The sequence below is a fragment of the Levilactobacillus zymae genome (assembly GCF_032190635.1).
In the GTDB taxonomy this organism is placed as follows: domain Bacteria; phylum Bacillota; class Bacilli; order Lactobacillales; family Lactobacillaceae; genus Levilactobacillus; species Levilactobacillus zymae_A.
Genome location: NZ_JAVLAS010000001.1, coordinates 1,176,153 through 1,194,530 on the forward strand (window position 1 = coordinate 1,176,153; position 18,378 = coordinate 1,194,530).

Genomic DNA, 18,378 nt, shown 5'->3' on the forward strand with positions numbered 1-18,378 from the left:
CCAAAAGCGTGACGCGAGGATCGGTGACAACGGTGAGACGACGGGATTATCAACCAATTTATGAAAAGCGGCACCGGCGTCAACGGCGGTGGCGGCGTTTGGGATTTCTACTCCTGTGTGGGCTGGTGATTAGCCTGGGTGTGTGGGGCTGGCAAACCTGGCAACAGTATACCCAGGAGCGGCTGGCCCGGTATCCGATTCACGGCGTCACCATCAACCAGGACAGCGGTTATCTAGATTTTCAGCAATTAGCCAAGCATAATCAGTTCGTCTACATCCAGGCCACCTCGGGCGCCACCTACAGCGATAATGATTTTAGTAATAATTATTCGCGGGCGCAGGGGGCCGCCGTCAAGGTGGGGGTCATGCACACCTTTAGTTTTTCGTCGTCGGCTCGGCGACAGATTCACCATTTCGAACAGACGGTGGGGCAGCAGAGCGGCACACTGCCGATCATGATTGCGGTGAGCTATTACGACCAATATAACAGTAGTAATCAGGCGATGGCCACCCAGGGACAGAAATTAAAGACGTTGGTCACCGCCCTAGAGAAAGACTATCAGCAGGGCGTGGTGATTTACGCCAATAAAACGGTGCTCACCCAGTTCGTTCGGCCGGTCTTACCGAATCAGGATGAATGGATGGCCGATGGGCATCTGGGGCATTACGGGTCACCGGTGCGGTTGATCGAGTATAACGCTAACGGCAAACTAAGCCAAAACGGTCAATCGCAGGCGGTGGGGTTTACGGTCTTTAACGGTACCAAGCAGCAGTGGGCCCAGTTTAGTGATCAAGATTAAAGCTGAGACTGGTAACGTAGGCCCCGCGGGTCTAAGTTGTCAGCTAACGTAAAGGCGACCATTATTCCTGAATTGGGAATGATGGTCGCCTTTACGTTAGGTTAACTAAAAACGCCGCTACTTAAACGGTTGTGATGTCAAGATTATTTAGCCGATGATGGACCGTCGACAGGATGGACCGTGTATGTACAATCGTCGGCTTCGTCGAAAAACGAGATGGGTTGTTGTTCGTTGGCGTGGATGACCAGGTGATACCCAAATTTATCTTGGAACGTCAGCTGGTGATCGTCCAGTTTTTGGACCCGGACTTCCAGTGAGCGGCCATCGATATGCACATCCAGATTTGGGCTGATCTCTAACCGGTGGTGCCGCTGATTATGCGGGTCCACGAACTGCCAGGTCCCCGCATAAAATAACGGTGACGCCTGTCGGGGCTGCCCCTGTTGCTTTTTACGCAGTGAGAAGCCGCCGGTCAGTCCGGCCAGAAGTGAAATCCCAAATAACGCAAGTTCTCGACCTTTCACCGGTAATCCCTCCTTTGAATTTACTAGCTGTCTTCAATATAACATTTTTTAAGAAAGAAGCCACGCCAAACCCCCAGCAATTTTAAGAAAATATAAGGTCGTCGCTATGCCTATGCGACGGGGACTGTTAGAATAAGAAGTAACAAATGATGCATTGGAGGAATGACTCATGATTCGAATTGGAACAGTGGGGACTCATTGGATTACGCAACAGTTGGTTGAGGCGTTAGCTTTATCGAAGCAATACGACCTCGCCGCAGTTTATTCCCGGCACACGGATACCGCGCAGGCGTTTGCGACCAAGAACCACGCGCAGGCCAGTTACACGGACTACGATACCATGCTGGATGAGGCTAACCTGGACGTGGTGTACTTAGCCTCGCCCAATAGCTTGCATTTCCAACAAGCCTTAGCCGCGATTCGGCACGACATTTCGGTCATCGTCGAAAAGCCGGTCGTCAGCAACCAGGGTGAAATGACGGCGCTCATGGCCGAATTGGCCAAGCACCCTCACGTCCGGTTATTAGAAGCCGCACGGAACGTGCACACGCCTAACTTCCACGCACTAGAAAAGGCCGTCGCAGCGTTGCCAACGGTACAGGGAGCCACGTTGACCTACATGAAGTACTCCTCACGGTACGATAACGTGTTGGCGGGTGAACGGCCAAACGTCTTTACCAAGGAATTTGCCGGAGGCGCTCTGCAGGATTTAGGGGTCTACCCCATCTACTTAGCCGTGGCCTTATTCGGTCAACCGGCCAACGTGGCGTACTTCCCGACGTTAGTGGCCACCGGTGCCGACGGTAAGGGGATTGCCATCCTCCGGTACGGAGACTTTGACGTGACCGTTAACTTCGGTAAGACCAGTAACGCCTACGCGTGGTCCGAGATTTACGGCTTAAAGGAAACCCTGGCGATGGATAGCGCCGGTGAGTTAACGCGGGTGAAGGCCTACGACGAAGATGGGGCAGAAGAGAACCTGACCCAACCGGAGCTAGTCAACCCGATGCTGCCCGAAGTCAACGACTTTGCGCGGATCTTACAGGCCCCCGACGATGCCCAGAACGCGGCCGATTACCGGCGGTGGTTACGGTGGAGCCAACAGGTCAACCAAGTCTTATACGACTTGCGGGTTTCGGCCAACCTGTACTTCCCAGCGGACGAAAACTAGTAAAGAAGAGGACCAAATATGTTAGAACAGTATCAAGCGCACTTTCACGCCTTAGGCTATGACGCACCGACCGCCATTCAGGCGGCGGTCTACGGTCCCATGACCAGTGACCAGAACGTGTTGGGGTTAGCCCCAACCGGCTCCGGGAAGACCGTGGCCTTTACCTTACCAGCCTTAGCCAATCTATTGCCGGGTGACGGTATCCAGTTAATTGTGTTGGAGCCCTCACAGGAGTTGGCCATTCAAACCAGCCGGGTGATGCGCGACTGGGCGAAACTACTTGACTTGAAGGTCGCCGCTTTGACCGGGGGCGCCAACGTGAAACGCCAAACGGAACGCTTGAAGAAGCGACCTGAGGTGATTGTCGGGACCCCCGGACGGATTTTAAACCTGATTCAAGACCACAAGTTAAAGATGCACCTGATTTCCCACATTATCGTGGACGAAGCCGACGACTTGTTGACCGGCGATACTTTGGAAACGGTGCGGGCGGTGGCCCAAGCCGCACCGGCCGATGGTCAATTAAGTTTCTTCTCCGCCACGGATACGGCCATTTTAAGTGATCTTCCCCAGTGGTTCGGCCAGGCGGTCACCCGGATCGACGTGCGGCAACAGGACCAGACCCAGGGGGTGGTTCGCCACGGGCTGTTACAGGTTGGCATGGGGAAACGCGATCAGATGTTAAAACGCTTGCTGGCTCAACCTAATTTCAGAGCGTTGGTCTTTTTTAAACAAACCAACACTTTGAAGCACACGGCCACCAAGTTTTATCACGACCATGTGTCCGCTACCAGTCTCACCAGTGATCTGCGGCAAGTCCAGCGAGAGAAGGCCCTTCAGGACTTTCGCCAGGGACGGATCCGGCTGTTACTGACCACGGACGTGGCGGCTCGGGGGCTGGACATTGCTAAGTTACCAGCCGTTATTAACTATGATTTACCTAGCACGGTCAACGAGTACGTCCACCGTGCGGGACGGACCGGTCGGATGGGAGAACCTGGTCAGGTGATCAGCTTGGGCGACGACCATGATTTACGTGACTTGAAGAAGCTGCTCCGGGACACGGACTATCAGTTAGTCCCGCTATACTTCCAAGGTAAGCAACTGACCACGGAACGACCAACGACCCCCGCTGTGCGCGCGGAAAGTCGGCCGGCGACGCGTCCAGACGGTACCGTGGCGACGCAGCCAGCCCACGAACACCTGACACCAGCCGTGAAGGCGGGAAAACGGGTACCCGCGACTACGACGAAGGCTTCGGTACCGGCCGTTGCGGCACCGGTCTCGAAGAAGTCTAAGAAGAAACACAAGAATCGCCACAACAAGAACAAAGGCATGCGGAAAAAGTGGCGCGATCGCGACGCACAGCACGACCAAGCCTAAAGTTTGCTTTACAATTCACGCAATCCGTGTCAGAATTAATCACGGATTGTGATTTTGGCCCCATAGCACAACTGGATAGGGCACTCGCCTCCTAAGCGAATGATCCCGGTTCGAGTCCGGGTGGGGTCAGTCAATTAAAAGCTTCCTAACCGTCAACATGGGGTTAGGAAGCTTTTTGCGCGTTAAGCCGAAACCTTGGCCTGTAACCCTTACCTGGGGGCCAGGTGCCCGTTAGCTGGGGGCGGTCGACGGGCCCTGGTTGCCCCCGCTGCATTTTGTGAGGACCATTACTCATTAAAAACCAATTGACAAGGTCCGGCCAGACTCGTAAACTCAATATCATTAAATAATAATTAATTTTTTAAGTAGATCCTAATGGTACGAGCCTAAATATGACGTGACTCATCAAGGGGGACGTGGGGGAAACCGGCCGACGTTGTGGGTGCCATTTTTTCGTGACCGCAGCGTTCACAGTTCAGTCTGTGGGCGCTTTTTGCGTCACTTGCGGGGAAATCAACTGGGAAGTTAGGGAATTTTAGGAGGATGATTTTAATGATAGATGGTAAGACTCAATTATATGGACTACTCGCGCACCCGGCTCACCATAGCCGCTCGCCGCGAATGCACAACCTAAGCTTCGACCACTGGAACATTAACGCCCGATACTTAGCCTTTGACGTGGCCCCCGGTGACTTAGCGGCGGCCATTGGTGGCATGCGCAGTCTGGGGATCGCGGGGGTTAACCTATCGATGCCGTTCAAGCAAACGGTTATTCCATTATTAGACGACTTGACTCCCCGGGCCCAACGAATTAACGCCGTAAACACCATTAAGAACGATCAGGGCCGGTTGATTGGGGACAGTACCGATGGTGCCGGGTTATTTCAGAGCCTTCAATCCCGTGAGTTCGATTTGCGGGGGCAACGGGTGGTCATTTTAGGCGCCGGTGGGGCGGGTAAGGCCATCATCGCCGCGGCGTTGGATTACCAACTGGCGCGCGTGGACGTGTTTAAACGGCAAACGCCGAGTTATGCTAGTGTGGCTAACTGGGTAGCCGACCTTGCGCCTACCGGGGCCACACCGTTGCAACTTCATCCGTACGAGGACGTTACGACCATGCACGACCTGGTGGCGCAGGCCGACTTGGTCATCAACGCCACCAGCGTGGGCATGACCACGGCTGGTTTACCGGTTCCCACCGACGTTCTCGCGGTCCTGCATCCCGGTCAGGTGGTTTATGATGTGATTTACCACCCCCTCGAAACCGCCTTTTTGGCCCGGGCTCGAGAGGCAGGATGCACCACCCACAACGGCTTAGGCATGTTGATTGGCCAGGGGGCCCTCGCCTTTCAGTTCTGGACGGGTAAGCCGATGCCGGTTGCCGCCGTCGAAGCGGATCTGTTAGCGAGTTTGGCGCCGACCAGCAAGTGATCCGGTCCTGTGACCGGGCATCATTTGCAAGACAGGTCCCTATTTGGGCGACAATGACGTATAATGAACTTATCTTTTAATCCCCTAAAAGGGGAATCGTAAACCGAAACGACTGTAAGGGAGGGTTGGTAAGGTGGGAACGCAATTGAAACGCTTTATTCGGGGGATCTTTTGGACCGTCTTAGCGGGGTATTTTTGGTACACCAATGCGCAAAACCATGCCGCTGGCATCGTCGGTATCATCCAAGATATCTTTGTGGTCTTGAGTGTCCTGGCAGCACTGTTCTATTACGTCACACTCGTTGTGGACTTTTTCCAAATTATGCGGCACCGGTCGAAATAGTGGTGGCGTAGCGGTACTTCACCCCAGGCGGTTGGCCCGACTTTTAGGTTAGTCATTAAGTTAGTCGGTCGCCTGATTAGGTGATGGATTGGTCAGATAATTTGACCGTTATCAGTGTAAGTTAACTAAAATTACTTATTTAATAGGAAGATTCTTGTATTAAAAATAAAATCCGGTGTGGCTGAAACCGTAAACCACGGGGTGAGGGAGGTATGATGATTAACTTAAGCAAACGGTCGTGGCTTCTGCTGGGGGGCCTGTTATTGGGCGTCGGCCTGGGACTGACCTTCGGGAGATCGGTACCGATTCACGCTCAGGCAACGCCGAGTTCCGCCACGATTCGCCGCCAGGTCAAGCACGATATGCGCCACGTTGGTGGGCGTTGGTCCGTTCAGGTCACCCGCTTAGGCGCCCAGCCGGTCAACGTGACCGTGGGCAACCATGCCGTGAAGCGACAGCGGGCGGCCAGCACCATCAAATTGTACATTATGCTCAGTATTTTTCAACGAGTGCAACGGCACCAGCTTAAGCTAACGGCGACCACGAAAGCCCGGTTGAAGCGAATGATTTATAATTCGGACAACGTTGCGGCCAACCAATTGATTGCCCAGGCGGGGGGCTTAGCCGCCGTAAATCGGGTGATTCGCCAACACCGATTTACCCAAACGACTCTGGGCCGACACCTAATGGATACCCGAGCGTTGCACCGGGGCCACGATAACTGGACGTCGGTGCGGGACTTGACTCGATTTTTAACGTTATTGGCCCAGCACCGCTTACTGGGAACCAAGCAGGATAAACGCATGTTGACGTTGATGCGCCATTGTCGCAATCACAGCAAGTTACCCCGACTGGTCACCCACGCCACGGTTTTCAATAAGACGGGAGAGTATCCCGATCTGGGTGTCCAAAACGATGCCGCCTACTTCAAAACTCACGGCCGACGAATTATCGTGGTGGCCATGAGTCAAAGCGGCCACGCCAACCGGCAATACCCGGCGCTAGCCCAGGTGGGTAAACACCTAGTCACCCGTTTAAGTAAATGAATTCACAAAAAAGAACGCCCCGTGTAGGAGGCGTTCTTTTTTCTATTTGTCAGTGATTAGTCAAACCGGCTCGCCACCCAGGTACTGGCGAGAATTAACAAAAATCCGATGACGAAGCCTAACGAAAGGGGCTCGCCTAATAGCCACCAGCCCAGTAAAGCGCCCACCACGGGTTGCCACAGGAAAAACAAACCGGATAAGCGGCTGTGCAGAAGTCGTAACCCCAGATTCCAGAGTAAGAAGGCCAGTGCGGTCGAGACGGCTCCCAGATACAGGAGACTCCCCCCAGACGTGCAGCCTGGTCCACGCGATGTGCGTCAGTATGGGGGCTTGCCAGATCACTACGGGTGTCAGGCAAATGACCGCCACCAGCGCTGCCAGAAGGGTCACCTGTAAGGGACTGTACCGCTGATCAATTAATTGAATCAGCACGGACATCAGGGCCCAAGTGAGTCCCGCTAGTAACAGGCACCCAGCGCCTAAACCGACATGTCGGCCGGTCACCTGGACGCCCACGATGGCAATGACACCACTAGTTGCGAGGGCCAGACTCACCCAATGACTGCGGTGGGGCCGTCGGTGTAGCAGGGGCCAGCCGAAAAGTACCATGGCGGTCGGCGTGGCGGTGGTGATGACTGCGCCTAACTGAGCCGAAGCCAACCAAGTGCCCGTTTCCTGCAGAACGATGGACAGCGTATCGCCCACGAGTCCGGCGAGGATCATGAGTCTTAGATTAGGCCAATCCCAGTGCCAGGTGAGATGCTGCTGCCAGGCAATCAGGCCCAAGACGACAACGGCAATCAGGTAACGAAGCCAAACCAGTTGGATCGGGGGAATTTCCCCCACGATGGTCTTGACGACGACGAACATCCCGCCCCAGATACAGGCCGCAAAACTTAAACACAACGCGCCAAAAATTGATTTTAATTGCATGATATGCTCCTCCGCTAAATTTTTTTAAAGGTTAAAAATCAGCGGCGGCAATGCTCCGCTGATTAGCGGAACATGGGCACATCACATTCGAATAATGGGGCTAAGAACATCGGCTAGGCCTCCTTTGTGAATTAACGTGGGATCTAGTATAGCACGGAAATAATTGAGGCGAGCGGATTATTTTGAAGAAAAGGGTGTTCACCAAGGAGCGGCGGACCGTTGGTGATGACGGATAAGTGCTGTTCAATCTGGTGGGATTTAAATTCCGGCCACTTTTCGGACCGATTCCTAGTATAATAAAAAGGGTATTCAAAGAGTATGAGGAGGTCGTTAGAGATGGATAAGATGGAATCGATGAATCCGAAGAAGTTTAAGCGTATTTTAGTGGGGGTCGATGATTCTCCCGATGCCCAACTAGCCTTTCGTTACGCCATGAACCGGGCCAAGTATGACGAGGCCGAACTGGTGATTTGCTCGATCATGGAATCGGATAACATGAACATTTATCAGGCCCTCAGTAAGGATTACGTCCACGGGCAACGGGCCGAACTGGTCAAGCACTTGGAGCAGTACCAAAATTTGGCCGAACGGGTGGGCGTCAAGAAGGTTAAGTTAATTATCGGCGAGGGCGACCCCGGTGAAACCATGGTGAAGACCATCATCCCCGAAGTTAAGCCCGACATCTTAGTGATTGGGTCGCTATCCAAGAGCGGTGTCCGGAAATATTTCGGGAGTCAGGCGGCCTACATGGCAAAATATTCTCCGGTTTCCGATTGTGCGGTAACGTTTTCACGGCCTTTTCATAATAAAATTGAAAATTATATTCAGTTAAACGCTTGCATGTCGAAAAAAAGTTTCATACAATGGGTCCTATGCGTAGTGATTGAATTAGCACTTTTATTTAATTCGTCAGAATCGGGCATAGGAAAAGAGAGAAAAATATGCAGTTCGTGATTTTGTTGTTAGGTATTTTGCTCCTACTGTTCTTGATCATCAAAGTAAAGCTGAATACTTTTGTGTCACTGATTGCCACCTCCATCTTGGTTGCGTTAGGTTTGGGGATGAACCCCGCCGACATTGCCGATTCCATTAAAAACGGGATTGGGAGCTCAATGGGCGAGCTAATTATCGTCTTTGGGTTCGGCGCCATGATTGGACGACTGGTATCAGATGCCGGGGGATCTTACCGGATTGCCCGGACGTTGATTAATATCTTTGGGAAGAAGCGGTTACAGGTTGCCATCGTGATTGCCTCCTTCCTGATTGGGATTTCTCTGCTGTTTGAAGTGGGGTTAGTCCTGGTTACGCCAATCGTGTTCGCCGTAGCACTGGAAGCCGACGTACCGTTCCTGTACCTCGGGATATCGATGGCGGCCGCGTTGTCCGCGACCCAAGGCTTCTTACCGCCACAACCCGCACCAACGGCCGTTGCCACGGCGTTGGGTGCCAACATTGGGGAAGTCCTGTTAATCGGGATTATCGTGGCGATTCCGTGTGTGATCGTCGCCGGTCCGCTTTGGACGCGGGTTATTCGGCGGTTTAGTCCGGAACTCTTCGTGGTTAAGAAGTCCTTGCCCGCCTTTGGTGAAGTGAAGGAATTCGACTTGAAGGAAACCCCAGGGTTTGGGATTTCCGTGTTGACTTCTTTGTTCCCAGTGATCTTTATGGCCTTGGCTACGATTTACCAAATGGTGGTCAACGGTGGTCAGGCGCCGAAGAATCCGCACGGTCTTGATGCCGTCGTGACGATGCTGGGGAATCCCGTCATCGCCATGGTGATTGCCTTACTCTTTGCCATCTGGTCCATGGGCTTACACCGTCAACGGACCATGAAGGAAATCAGTGGGACCATCGAAAGTGCCGTGAAGTCGATTGCCATGTTACTGATGGTCATCGCCGGGGGTTCCGCCTTTAAGCAAGTCTTGATTGATGGTGGGGTCGGGAAGGCCGTCCAACAATTGATGGTTAACTCGTCATTCTCCCCAATCATCTTGGCCTGGTTTATCACGGTCATCTTGCGGGTTTCTCTGGGGTCCGCAACGGTTGCCGGGATGACGGCTTCCGGATTGATCACGCCTTTAATGCATTCGTTAGGGGCCGATCCTGTCATGATTGCCTTGGCCATTGGGGCCGGGTCATTGGCGGCTTCTCACGTGAACGATGCCGGTTTCTGGATGTTCTCCGAATACTTTGACCTGAGTGTCAAGGACACCTTCAAAGTTTGGACCACGTTGGAAACGGTCATCTCCATCGTGGGGGTTATCATGGTCATGATCATGAACGCCATTTTCCATTAAGCAAAACGTTAGTCAGCGGTCGGCACTAAGTCGACCGCTTTTTTGTAGCTCCGGCTAAACTTCGTGACGGGTACCAGATACAAAATCGACCAGGATTCCCAATTAGGAATTCTGGTCGATTTGACGTTTGACTTATTTTTCTTCCCGGACAATGTACTTCGGCCGGTGCTTGGTTTCCAGGTAGATCTTATTGATGTACTGGCCTAGGATACCTAAGCAGAACAGCTGAATCCCGCCAATCAACAACATGATGACCACGAGTGACGGCCAACCCGCCACGGAGCCACCCACGGTTAGGGCGCGCACCACGACGAAGATCAGCCCGATGATCGACAGGAAAAAGGAGATGCTGCCGACCCAGGTGGCCAGTCGTAACGGCGCGTTGGAGAAGTCGATGATGCCCTCGATCGAATACGAGAACAGCTGACTAAGACTCCAGTGCGACTTGCCGGCGGCCCGGGGTTGACTCTCGTAGGTCAGATAGGTGGTCTTGTAGCCGACCCAGCTGAAGATGCCTTTAGAAAAACGGTTAAATTCGGGCAGATCTAAGACCGTGTTCACGAATTGACGAGTCATTAACCGGTAATCTCTGGCGTTGGGTTCAATCCGCACGTCGGAAATCCAGTTGATGACCCGATAGAAGCTACTGGAGAGAAAGGCGCGCAGCTTACTTTGCCCCTTGCGTTCCTTCTGGATGGTGCCGACACAGTCGTAACCCTCGTGTTCAATTAGCGCAAACATTTTCGGTAAAAGCTCGGGTGGATCTTGCAGATCGACGTCCATGACGGCTACGAGTTCCCCGGTCGTAGCCTGTAGGCCAGCGGCTAAAGCGGACTCCTTACCAAAGTTCCGGGAAAACGACCGGTAGTGGACGGTTTCCGGGTGCGCTTGGTGCAGCGTCTGCATCTCCGCTAAGGTGTGATCCGACGACCCATCGTCCACGAAGATGTATTCGGGTGTGACCGTGGGGGTCGGGGTGTTCATTTTGTCGATCACCTTGCTAACGGTTCGGTAAAATAATGGAATGGACTCCTCCTCGTTATAGCAAGGAACGACTAGACTTAAAGTTTTCATGTATAGACATTCCTTTCACTCAACACGCTTAATTTTACAGCAAAGCTTAGAGGTTGGCTATTACGTTTCCTTTATGTTTAGATGTCTTTAAACTCAACTACCATGACTAAACCGGCGGGTAGTCACGGGTCATCACGACTGACCCCCACGGTGATTGGACGTGTCAAATGATGACAATCTCCGTTAACGACGAGGTTGCTGAGGGCTAGCGCCGCGGAACTTAAATCCGGAAATTAGCGGGGGGATGGGTCCCGGCCGCTAGGGTTATCTGCTATAATTAGGCGTAAGACTTCGGAAAGTAGAGGGGAATTATGACGAAACCGATTAAAGTAATGACCGTTTTTGGCACCCGACCGGAGGCCATTAAAATGGCCCCGATCATTTTAGCCATGCAGCAACGGCCAGCAGAATTTACGCCGATCACCGTGGTCACGGCCCAACACCGTGAGATGCTTGATCAGGTCTTAGAGATTTTTCACATTCAGCCGGATTATGACTTAAATATTATGCGACCAAACCAGACGCTCAGTGGCATTACCACCCGGGTCTTGGAACATCTAGATCAGGTTTTGACCGAAGCGCAGCCCGACATCGTGTTGGTTCACGGGGACACAACCACGACCTTCGCGGCCAGCGTGAGTGCCTTTTACCACAAGACCCTACTGGGGCACGTGGAGGCGGGATTGCGTACCTGGGACAAGTACTCGCCGTATCCCGAAGAGATGAACCGGCAGTTAACCGACATCTTAAGCGACCTGTACTTCGCGCCAACCGACCTGTCCCGGCAGAACCTGTTGAAGCAGGCCCATCCGGATGATCAGATCTATGTGACGGGTAACACCGCCATCGACGCGCTTAAGCAGACCGTTGATGCCAACTATCACCACGCCGTACTAGACCAGGTTCAAACCGGTCACCGGTTGATTTTACTGACCATGCACCGGCGGGAGAACCAGGGACAACCCATGCACGTGGTGCTCCACGCCATCCGACAGGTGGTTGAAGCCCATCCCGACGTGGAGGTCATCTATCCGGTCCACTTAAGTCCGGCAGTGCAAAAGGTCGCCCACGCCGAATTAGACGGCATGGACCGCATTCACCTGATTGATCCGCTAGACGTGGTCGACTTTCACAACCTAGCGGCCCGGAGCTACTTTATCATGACCGACTCGGGCGGGGTTCAAGAAGAGGCCCCGTCCCTGAATAAACCAGTACTGGTCCTACGAGACACCACGGAGCGGCCTGAGGGCGTTACCAGTGGGACCCTGAAGTTGGTCGGGACCGACCCGCAAAAGGTCACCACGGCCATGGAAACGCTCTTAAACGATACCACGGCTTATCAGGCCATGGCCCAAGCCAAGAATCCGTATGGTGACGGCCACGCGTCGGAACAAATTTTGGCCGCAATTGAAGAAAAAATCAATGGAGGCAAAGCGTAATGGCTGAAACAGCGTATGACCGCGCGGAAATTAAGACGACCGAACAGTTGTCCGAAATCATGCGGCATATTCATCATGAAGCGGGCAAGCACCACGAACGGTTTGACTATAAGATCTTACGGAACGTGCACTTCGCTAACAAGGTCAAGAATCCGGTCACCCAAGAAATGAACGACGGGGATTCTTGGCGGGTGATGCAAATCGATAATTTACTGGTGACCTCGTTTGGCGTCATTAACGTAGAAAGTAAATACTGGCGGGGGATGATCTTTCACGATTTATCCGATGAAATCTTCTCGTCGAGTTTGAACGAATTTTCCGCGGTCAATCTACGGCACAAGGAAAAGGACACCACCAAGGCACTCACCAACCAGCTGGACCGGTTCTTTTTACCGAACCTCTCCGAAGAAAACGAATCGTTGACGCAGGGGTACACGTTGAGCCTGGAACAAGACGGGCGGGAGAAGCGCACGGTGACGCTGCATACGGGGATCGGTAACCCGGCCACGCAGGCGGAACTGTCGTCGAAACTCCTGGTGCGCTACATCAACAGTGAAATTACCATGCACAAACAACTGGAAAATAAGAGTGACCGGATCATCGACTTTGTGAAGCCCCTAGTCTATTACAACTATTATGACCGGTACGACCACAGCAACTCGCTGGTCGTCGGCAATAAGACCAAGTTAAATCCCCACGACGCCTATAACTGTACGGCGGTGGCCAACTACCATGACTTAGCCACCTTTATCGAAACCTTCCGGCAGGCTAAGCGGGTGCGGTTCAGTCGCCGCACACTCGAAAAAATGATTGGGACCCTGAAATTCGCCGAGGACTACGGGTCATTTTAAAGGGGGTCGACCGGCCGTGAGTCGCTGGCAAAAATTTTACACGCGCACGCGCATGGTGATTACGACCATCACGCGGCACTACCAGATGGCTAACGTCTCCGACTCGGCGGTGGTGTTGGCGTACTATCTCTTATTATCGTTATTTCCGGCATTGCTGGTCTTGGCCAGTCTCTTACCGTACCTTCACATTGACACGCAAACGGTACTGAACGGGATCGAACCCATCGTGCCCGAAAGCATCTACGATATGTTGGGCCCCATCATCCATTCCTTTCTGAATCGACGCAGCGGGGGGGTCCTGTCCATCGGGGTCGTCGTGGCCCTGTGGTCGTCTTCCCGCGCAGTTGCGGCCTTTCAGCGAACCGTGAACCGGGCCTACGGAGTCGCCGAGCACCAGAACGCGTTGGTCAACCGGGTGGGGGCCTTCTTCTGGATGGTCGTGTTGATTGCGTTGATGTTTGGGTTGATGCTGGTTTTTAGTTTTAGCCAGATTATTCTCGAACAGTTGACGCCCCTGCTACACCTGCCGACGCAGATTCTGACCTACGTCAACGCGGTTCGGTGGCCGGTCACCTTCGTGGTCACGTTCTTTATCCTGTTGATCCTCTTTTTCTTCGTCCCGAACGCCCGGTTGAAGTGGCGATTTGTGTGGCCAGGGGCGTTGATTGCGGCGATGGGCTGGCTGCTTTTATCGCAGGCGTTCTCGTTATATCTGAAGTACTTTATGCACAACATTGATAGCTATAAAACGATTGGGACCTTCATCGTCCTAATGTTCTGGTTGGATTTTACCGGAATGATTCTGATGTTTGGGGCGGTCGTGAACGCTTCGATTCAGGAGCTCGTGGCTGGCCCGGCGGAGGAACAGGCCCAGTTACGCCAGCTCTTGCGCCGGCGAAATGCTAAGAAAGAGTAGCGATTTTTAAATTTGCGTGTGGGTGGTCACATAGCGTGACGAGTGACCACCCCGTGACTTAAAATAGAGAAGCTAGCCCCTACAGGCCAGCTTCTCTATTTTAAACGAACCATTTTCAGGGGAGATTCCCCGCACATGGCAATCTAATGCTTCTGACAACTGGTGACCAGTTGTTGGGCAAAGGCGTCCAAGCGTTGAACGTCAGCCTGATCGGGCGACAAGTTGATCTTGACGTCCGGGGCGCCGGCCGTGGCGTGAGCCTGTTGGAAGGCTGCGGCAAACTTGTCGACGGAAACGTTGTAGTCGTCGCCGTAGAAGGTGTCGCCGGACCCGGCCACGCCGTAAACCTTGCCCGTCAGGTCGAGTGCTTGCAGGTCCTCATAGAAGTCGAGCCCTTCGTCGGGTAAGGCCCCTTGATCATAGGTGTACGGGCAGACCACGCAGATGTCGGCGGCTTGTAGATCGGTGGCATCGGTCTGTGAAATTTCGGTTTCGGTCACCTGACAGCCGAGTTCTTCGAGTTTTTCGGTAACGATATCGGCAATGTCTTCGTTGTTGCCGGTGATGGTGGCAAAGACTACTTGTGCTGTAAGCATAATGATTCTCCTTCGACTTACCTATTCGTGTGGCCCCGGTTAACGGTGCCGCACGGGGGGCTTAATTGCCCTTAATTATAGCAGGTCCCAGGGAACGCGGCTAGGCAGCATTAAGCCCAATCAACGTGTGCGTGATGAAAAGCTAATCGATTAACTAATGTTGGGTTCTGCCACCGAGGTTGACGGCAGACCTGTTAAAATAACCCTTAGAACCAGACCTCGTTAGAGTGGGGTTCTAAGTCAGTCTCAACAAGGAGTGACTTATTTTGGCCATAATTACCATGATTCAAGCTCAGAAACGGGCCGGCCGGTATAACGTGTACGTGGATGGCCACTACGCGTTCCCGGTCAGTGAAAGCGTCCTAATTGATTTTCGCCTGTTCAAGGGGATGGAAATCGATCAGCAATTGGCCGCCCAACTTAGCGCCGCCGATGACGTCGCTAAAGCCTATAACCGGGCATTGGATTATCTTTCACAGCAACTACGGACCGCCAAGGAAGTGCGGACCAAGCTGGCCGGACTAGAGATCCCACCGGAGGTTATTGACGAGACCCTCGATCGCTTGGAAGATTTGAGCCTCGTCGATGATGCGCACTATGCCGCCAGCTACGTGCGGACCATGATGCGGACCAGCGACAAGGGGCCGCGTGTGATTCGGCAGCATTTGCGACAAAAAGGGGTACTCGAACACCCCATCGATGAGGCGTTGAAGCTCTACACGCCGGCAGCGCGTCAGACCGTGGGGACGGCCGTGGCGCAGAAGCTAGCGAAGCGGTACCGTCGACAGGCCTTCCACACCCAGGAGCAGAAGATCCGTCAGGGATTGATGACCCGCGGGTTTGCGGGCGATGAGATTACGGCGATGCTAGCGACGCTTGATCTACAACCCGACGTTGATGAACAGGCCGCTTTGCTGGCCAAGCAGGGTGAGAAGTTGTGGCACAAGTACCGCACGCTAGCGGCCAACGAACGGAAGTATAAGACTAAGCAGGCCCTGTACCGTAAGGGGTTTGGCTTGGATGAAATCGACCATTGGCTAGTGGGGTTAGCCGCGGCCGATGATGACTAGGTAACACGTAAGACAGGGGGAGTCTGAAATGAAAGCAAAAATGGGGATTTTTGCGTTGGCAACGGCACTAGTGATTGGGTTAGGGGCTGGTCTGATTTTCTGGTTGAATAACCAGAATCAGTCACAGGCGGAAACCAAACCAGCGGCTGTTCAGAGTAGTTCCGTTAAGCCGGTTAAGCCCAAGCCTAAGAAGGTCGCACCGAAGAAAAAGCAGCCGGCCGCACCCAAGAATACCGCAGCTAGCCGGAAGATTGACGCCATTTTACGGGCCAACCGGTTCGTGGGGACGGCCTTGGTGGTTCGTCAGGGTAAGCCGTTATACGAAAAGGGGTTCGGGTACGCCAATTACGCGCTACAACGCAAGAATGGTGTTAACACGGAGTACCAGTTAGCGTCCGTGCAGAAGTCCTTTACCGCCGGGTTGATCATGAAGTTAGCTGCGGAAAAGAAACTGGCGTTGACCGATAATCTGGCAAAGTATTACCCACAGATTAACGGCGCCCAGCAGATTACTTTGCGCGATATGCTGGATATGAAGAGTGGGTTAACGTTGGAGGCCTTTCCGGATAAGCTCCATTCCGAAAACGGGATGATCAAGTTTATTCTCAAAAATGTCATTAGTAATCCGGCGAAGATTGGGCAGTGGAACTATGCGCCGGTAAACTATATGTTACTCGCCGGCATCATCCAAAAGGTGAGTGGGCAAAGTTACCAGCGGTACTTTACCCAAAACATTACGCAGGCGTTTGGGTTGACCCACACGGGGTTTGTCTTTAACATGAACCGGCAGCGCGATTACGCCCAGGGGTATCAGAATGAAGACCCGAACGACGTAGTGCCGAATTATCAGAATAAGTTCCCCGAATCGCGGGCGTCGATGTATTACCAATACGGGACCGGACAGGTCTACATGTCGGCACGCGACCTCTACGTGGGGGAACGGGAGATGCTGCAAGGAAAACTCTATCCGCAAGCCGACGTCAACACGTTGTTGACCCCGGGTTCCGCTTCGACTTACGGGGGTGGCGATTACATCCAACCGGGCTACATTCGGGTTCACGGGTTAGCTTATGGTCACGAAGCCACGGCGTTATTGAGTAAGGACGGCCAAGACGGCGTGGTCTTGTTGACTAACTATTACCGGGTCAATCAATTAGCCCAAACGCCAGCCATTCAGATTTGGAATCTGCTGGAAGCGGGGGAGCTAGGAAAATAGCCTAACCTTGAATGCTTAAATACGCCACCGGTGAGCTGCCGGTGGCGTATTTTTAGCTGATCATGGGGGCCAGCCGCGACTAGCGAGTCCCCCAATGGACGTTGGCTACCAATGCCGTTGAATTCTAGTCACTAATCTTCCTTGGGCCGACTGTCGTAGGCCCGCTTAGACTTGTAACCGGCCCGAAAAACCGTGCGCATTACGGCCAGATGGCGTTGTTGGGTTGCTTGGGCCTTGACCCCGAAGATAAACCGGGCCCATTCGCGTTGGTACCCGGGCGTTAAGGCATTAAAAAAGGCTTGCAGATCGGTATCGGCGGCTAACAGGTCGGCGACTTGGGGAATCAGGGGTTCGTAGGCGCTTAATGGTAATTGGGACATGACGGGTCACTCCTAACGTCCCGTGGTCACGTTGGGGGTGACCACGGGTACACTATTTTTAAGTTCAGTTTACCCCGCTGTTAGCGAAAACCCAAGAACTTTCAGGTTCCAATTGGCCAAAGGTGTTCATTAATAAAGGCGAATCTGGTATAATATTGAGTGAATTTTTTTATAATTACCCGTTACTTAGAAAGTAGGGTTATAGACATGACGCGCGAAGCTAGAGGACCTAAGGAAGGCGACTTCATTACGATCAAAAGCTACAAGCATGATGGAAGTTTGCATCGAACTTGGCGCGATACCATGGTACTCAAAACAAGCGAAAACGCCCTGATTGGCGTCAATGATCACACTCTGGTCACTGAAGACGACGGGCGGCGGTGGGTGACTCGAGAACCCGCTATCGTTTATTTTCACAAGCATTACTGGTTCAATATCGTCGCGATGATTCGGGACAACGGGGTGTCGTATTACTGCAACTTGGCATCCCCCTACGTGCTGGATAAAGAAGCGCTGAAGTATATTGATTATGACTTGGACGTGAAGGTCTTTCCCGACGGCGAGAAACGGTTACTCGACGTTGATGAATACGAGGCTTTCAGTCAGCGCTGGCATTACGGCGAGGAGACTGATCGGATCTTAAAGGCCAACGTTTTAACGCTGGTCGATTGGATCAATCACCATAAGGGCCCCTTTTCTCAGGCCTACGTTGATTTATGGTATCAACGTTATCAAGAATTGCTGCGGCGATCCCATTAGGGGTGGCGGTGACGGATTGTTGTGAGTTGTCTTCCGGACCATCGGAGCGCATCCTTTTGGGGGATGCGCTCCTTTTTTCGACAGATGGGCGGTCTTTTGCGTTAAAAATTGGTAAAATGGATCTAAGCGGGTTGGACGCATCGTTCCCC

At 53.0% G+C, this 18,378-nt stretch carries 18 protein-coding genes, 1 tRNA gene and 2 pseudogenes; 15 read left to right on the plus strand and 6 right to left on the minus strand.

Annotated elements, in window-relative coordinates; all coding sequences use genetic code 11:
* The first annotated feature begins 32 nt into the window (after positions 1–32).
* Entirely contained in the window at positions 33–800 is a 768-nt protein-coding gene (locus tag RI501_RS05300) for a GH25 family lysozyme (RefSeq protein ID WP_313820679.1), read from the plus strand.
* Positions 801–943: 143 nt separating this feature from the next.
* Here the strand turns inward: RI501_RS05300 and RI501_RS05305 are convergent, their stop codons facing one another.
* On the minus strand, positions 944–1,324 hold the full coding sequence (locus RI501_RS05305) for a DUF4828 domain-containing protein (RefSeq protein WP_313820680.1): 381 nt from the start codon (positions 1,322–1,324) through the stop codon (positions 944–946).
* A gap of 169 nt (positions 1,325–1,493) precedes the next feature.
* On the opposite strand from RI501_RS05305, the gene RI501_RS05310 reads away from it, so the two are divergent.
* The 6 genes from RI501_RS05310 to RI501_RS05335 all read left to right on the plus strand — a co-directional run bounded on the left by RI501_RS05310 (position 1,494) and on the right by RI501_RS05335 (position 6,698).
* Positions 1,494–2,495 (plus strand): Gfo/Idh/MocA family protein, encoded by a 1,002-nt coding sequence (locus tag RI501_RS05310; protein WP_313820681.1) that lies wholly within the window; start codon positions 1,494–1,496, stop codon positions 2,493–2,495.
* Between the two features lie 18 nt (positions 2,496–2,513).
* Positions 2,514–3,878, plus strand: a complete 1,365-nt coding sequence (locus RI501_RS05315) for a DEAD/DEAH box helicase (protein WP_313820682.1) — start codon at positions 2,514–2,516, stop codon at positions 3,876–3,878.
* A gap of 56 nt (positions 3,879–3,934) precedes the next feature.
* A tRNA-Arg gene (locus tag RI501_RS05320) sits at positions 3,935–4,007 on the plus strand.
* A gap of 423 nt (positions 4,008–4,430) precedes the next feature.
* On the plus strand, positions 4,431–5,309 hold the full coding sequence (gene aroE / locus RI501_RS05325) for a shikimate dehydrogenase (protein WP_313820683.1): 879 nt from the start codon (positions 4,431–4,433) through the stop codon (positions 5,307–5,309).
* A 133-nt stretch (positions 5,310–5,442) separates the two neighbouring features.
* Positions 5,443–5,652 (plus strand): hypothetical protein, encoded by a 210-nt coding sequence (locus RI501_RS05330; protein WP_313820684.1) that lies wholly within the window; start codon positions 5,443–5,445, stop codon positions 5,650–5,652.
* 212 nt (positions 5,653–5,864) lie between these two features.
* Positions 5,865–6,698 carry a serine hydrolase gene (locus RI501_RS05335; protein ID WP_313820685.1) on the plus strand — a complete coding sequence of 278 codons (834 nt, stop codon included), beginning with the start codon at positions 5,865–5,867 and terminating at the stop codon, positions 6,696–6,698.
* 56 nt (positions 6,699–6,754) lie between these two features.
* Here the strand turns inward: RI501_RS05335 and RI501_RS05340 are convergent, their stop codons facing one another.
* Entirely contained in the window at positions 6,755–6,973 is a 219-nt protein-coding gene (locus tag RI501_RS05340) for an EamA family transporter (RefSeq protein WP_313823148.1), read from the minus strand.
* Positions 6,974–7,271: 298 nt separating this feature from the next.
* Positions 7,272–7,631 (minus strand): annotated as a pseudogene (locus tag RI501_RS05345) (EamA family transporter); the annotation flags it as partial.
* 345 nt (positions 7,632–7,976) lie between these two features.
* Between RI501_RS05345 and RI501_RS05350 the strand changes: the two are divergent.
* Positions 7,977–8,402, plus strand: a pseudogene (locus RI501_RS05350) (universal stress protein); the annotation flags it as partial.
* A 170-nt stretch (positions 8,403–8,572) separates the two neighbouring features.
* A complete protein-coding gene (locus tag RI501_RS05355; protein ID WP_313820686.1) occupies positions 8,573–9,928 on the plus strand; it encodes a gluconate:H+ symporter in 1,356 nt (451 codons plus the stop codon).
* A gap of 132 nt (positions 9,929–10,060) precedes the next feature.
* On the opposite strand, the gene RI501_RS05360 is transcribed toward RI501_RS05355, so the two are convergent.
* Complete coding sequence (locus tag RI501_RS05360; protein ID WP_313820687.1) at positions 10,061–11,002, minus strand: glycosyltransferase family 2 protein; 942 nt, start codon at positions 11,000–11,002, stop codon at positions 10,061–10,063.
* Between the two features lie 311 nt (positions 11,003–11,313).
* Between RI501_RS05360 and wecB the strand changes: the two genes are divergently transcribed.
* Genes wecB through RI501_RS05375 form a run of 3 tightly spaced genes read left to right on the plus strand, consistent with a single transcriptional unit; the run spans position 11,314 to position 14,208 of the window.
* Positions 11,314–12,441: a non-hydrolyzing UDP-N-acetylglucosamine 2-epimerase gene (gene wecB, locus RI501_RS05365; protein WP_313820688.1), complete on the plus strand. Its 1,128-nt coding sequence runs from the start codon at positions 11,314–11,316 to the stop codon at positions 12,439–12,441.
* Positions 12,441–13,292: a nuclease-related domain-containing protein gene (locus RI501_RS05370; protein ID WP_313820689.1), complete on the plus strand. Its 852-nt coding sequence runs from the start codon at positions 12,441–12,443 to the stop codon at positions 13,290–13,292. Before wecB ends, RI501_RS05370 begins: the two co-directional genes overlap by 1 nt.
* 16 nt (positions 13,293–13,308) lie before the next feature.
* On the plus strand, positions 13,309–14,208 hold the full coding sequence (locus RI501_RS05375; protein WP_313820690.1) for a YihY/virulence factor BrkB family protein: 900 nt from the start codon (positions 13,309–13,311) through the stop codon (positions 14,206–14,208).
* A 143-nt stretch (positions 14,209–14,351) separates the two neighbouring features.
* Here RI501_RS05375 and RI501_RS05380 read toward each other — a convergent pair whose 3' ends face one another.
* Positions 14,352–14,804, minus strand: coding sequence for a flavodoxin (locus RI501_RS05380; protein WP_313820691.1), 453 nt, complete (start codon positions 14,802–14,804; stop codon positions 14,352–14,354).
* A 281-nt stretch (positions 14,805–15,085) separates the two neighbouring features.
* Between RI501_RS05380 and recX the strand changes: the two genes are divergently transcribed.
* Both recX and RI501_RS05390 read left to right on the plus strand, forming a co-directional pair.
* Positions 15,086–15,874, plus strand: coding sequence for a recombination regulator RecX (gene recX / locus RI501_RS05385; RefSeq protein ID WP_396442533.1), 789 nt, complete (start codon positions 15,086–15,088; stop codon positions 15,872–15,874).
* 28 nt (positions 15,875–15,902) lie between these two features.
* Positions 15,903–17,090: a serine hydrolase domain-containing protein gene (locus tag RI501_RS05390; protein WP_313820692.1), complete on the plus strand. Its 1,188-nt coding sequence runs from the start codon at positions 15,903–15,905 to the stop codon at positions 17,088–17,090.
* A gap of 131 nt (positions 17,091–17,221) precedes the next feature.
* On the opposite strand, the gene RI501_RS05395 is transcribed toward RI501_RS05390, so the two are convergent.
* The gene (locus tag RI501_RS05395) at positions 17,222–17,470 is read right to left on the minus strand and encodes a YdeI/OmpD-associated family protein (RefSeq protein ID WP_313820693.1); all 249 of its coding nucleotides are present in this window, start codon (positions 17,468–17,470) and stop codon (positions 17,222–17,224) included.
* A 207-nt stretch (positions 17,471–17,677) separates the two neighbouring features.
* On the opposite strand from RI501_RS05395, the gene ntdP reads away from it, so the two are divergent.
* On the plus strand, positions 17,678–18,229 hold the full coding sequence (gene ntdP / locus RI501_RS05400) for a nucleoside tri-diphosphate phosphatase (RefSeq protein ID WP_057800607.1): 552 nt from the start codon (positions 17,678–17,680) through the stop codon (positions 18,227–18,229).
* The last annotated feature ends 149 nt before the right edge of the window (positions 18,230–18,378 follow it).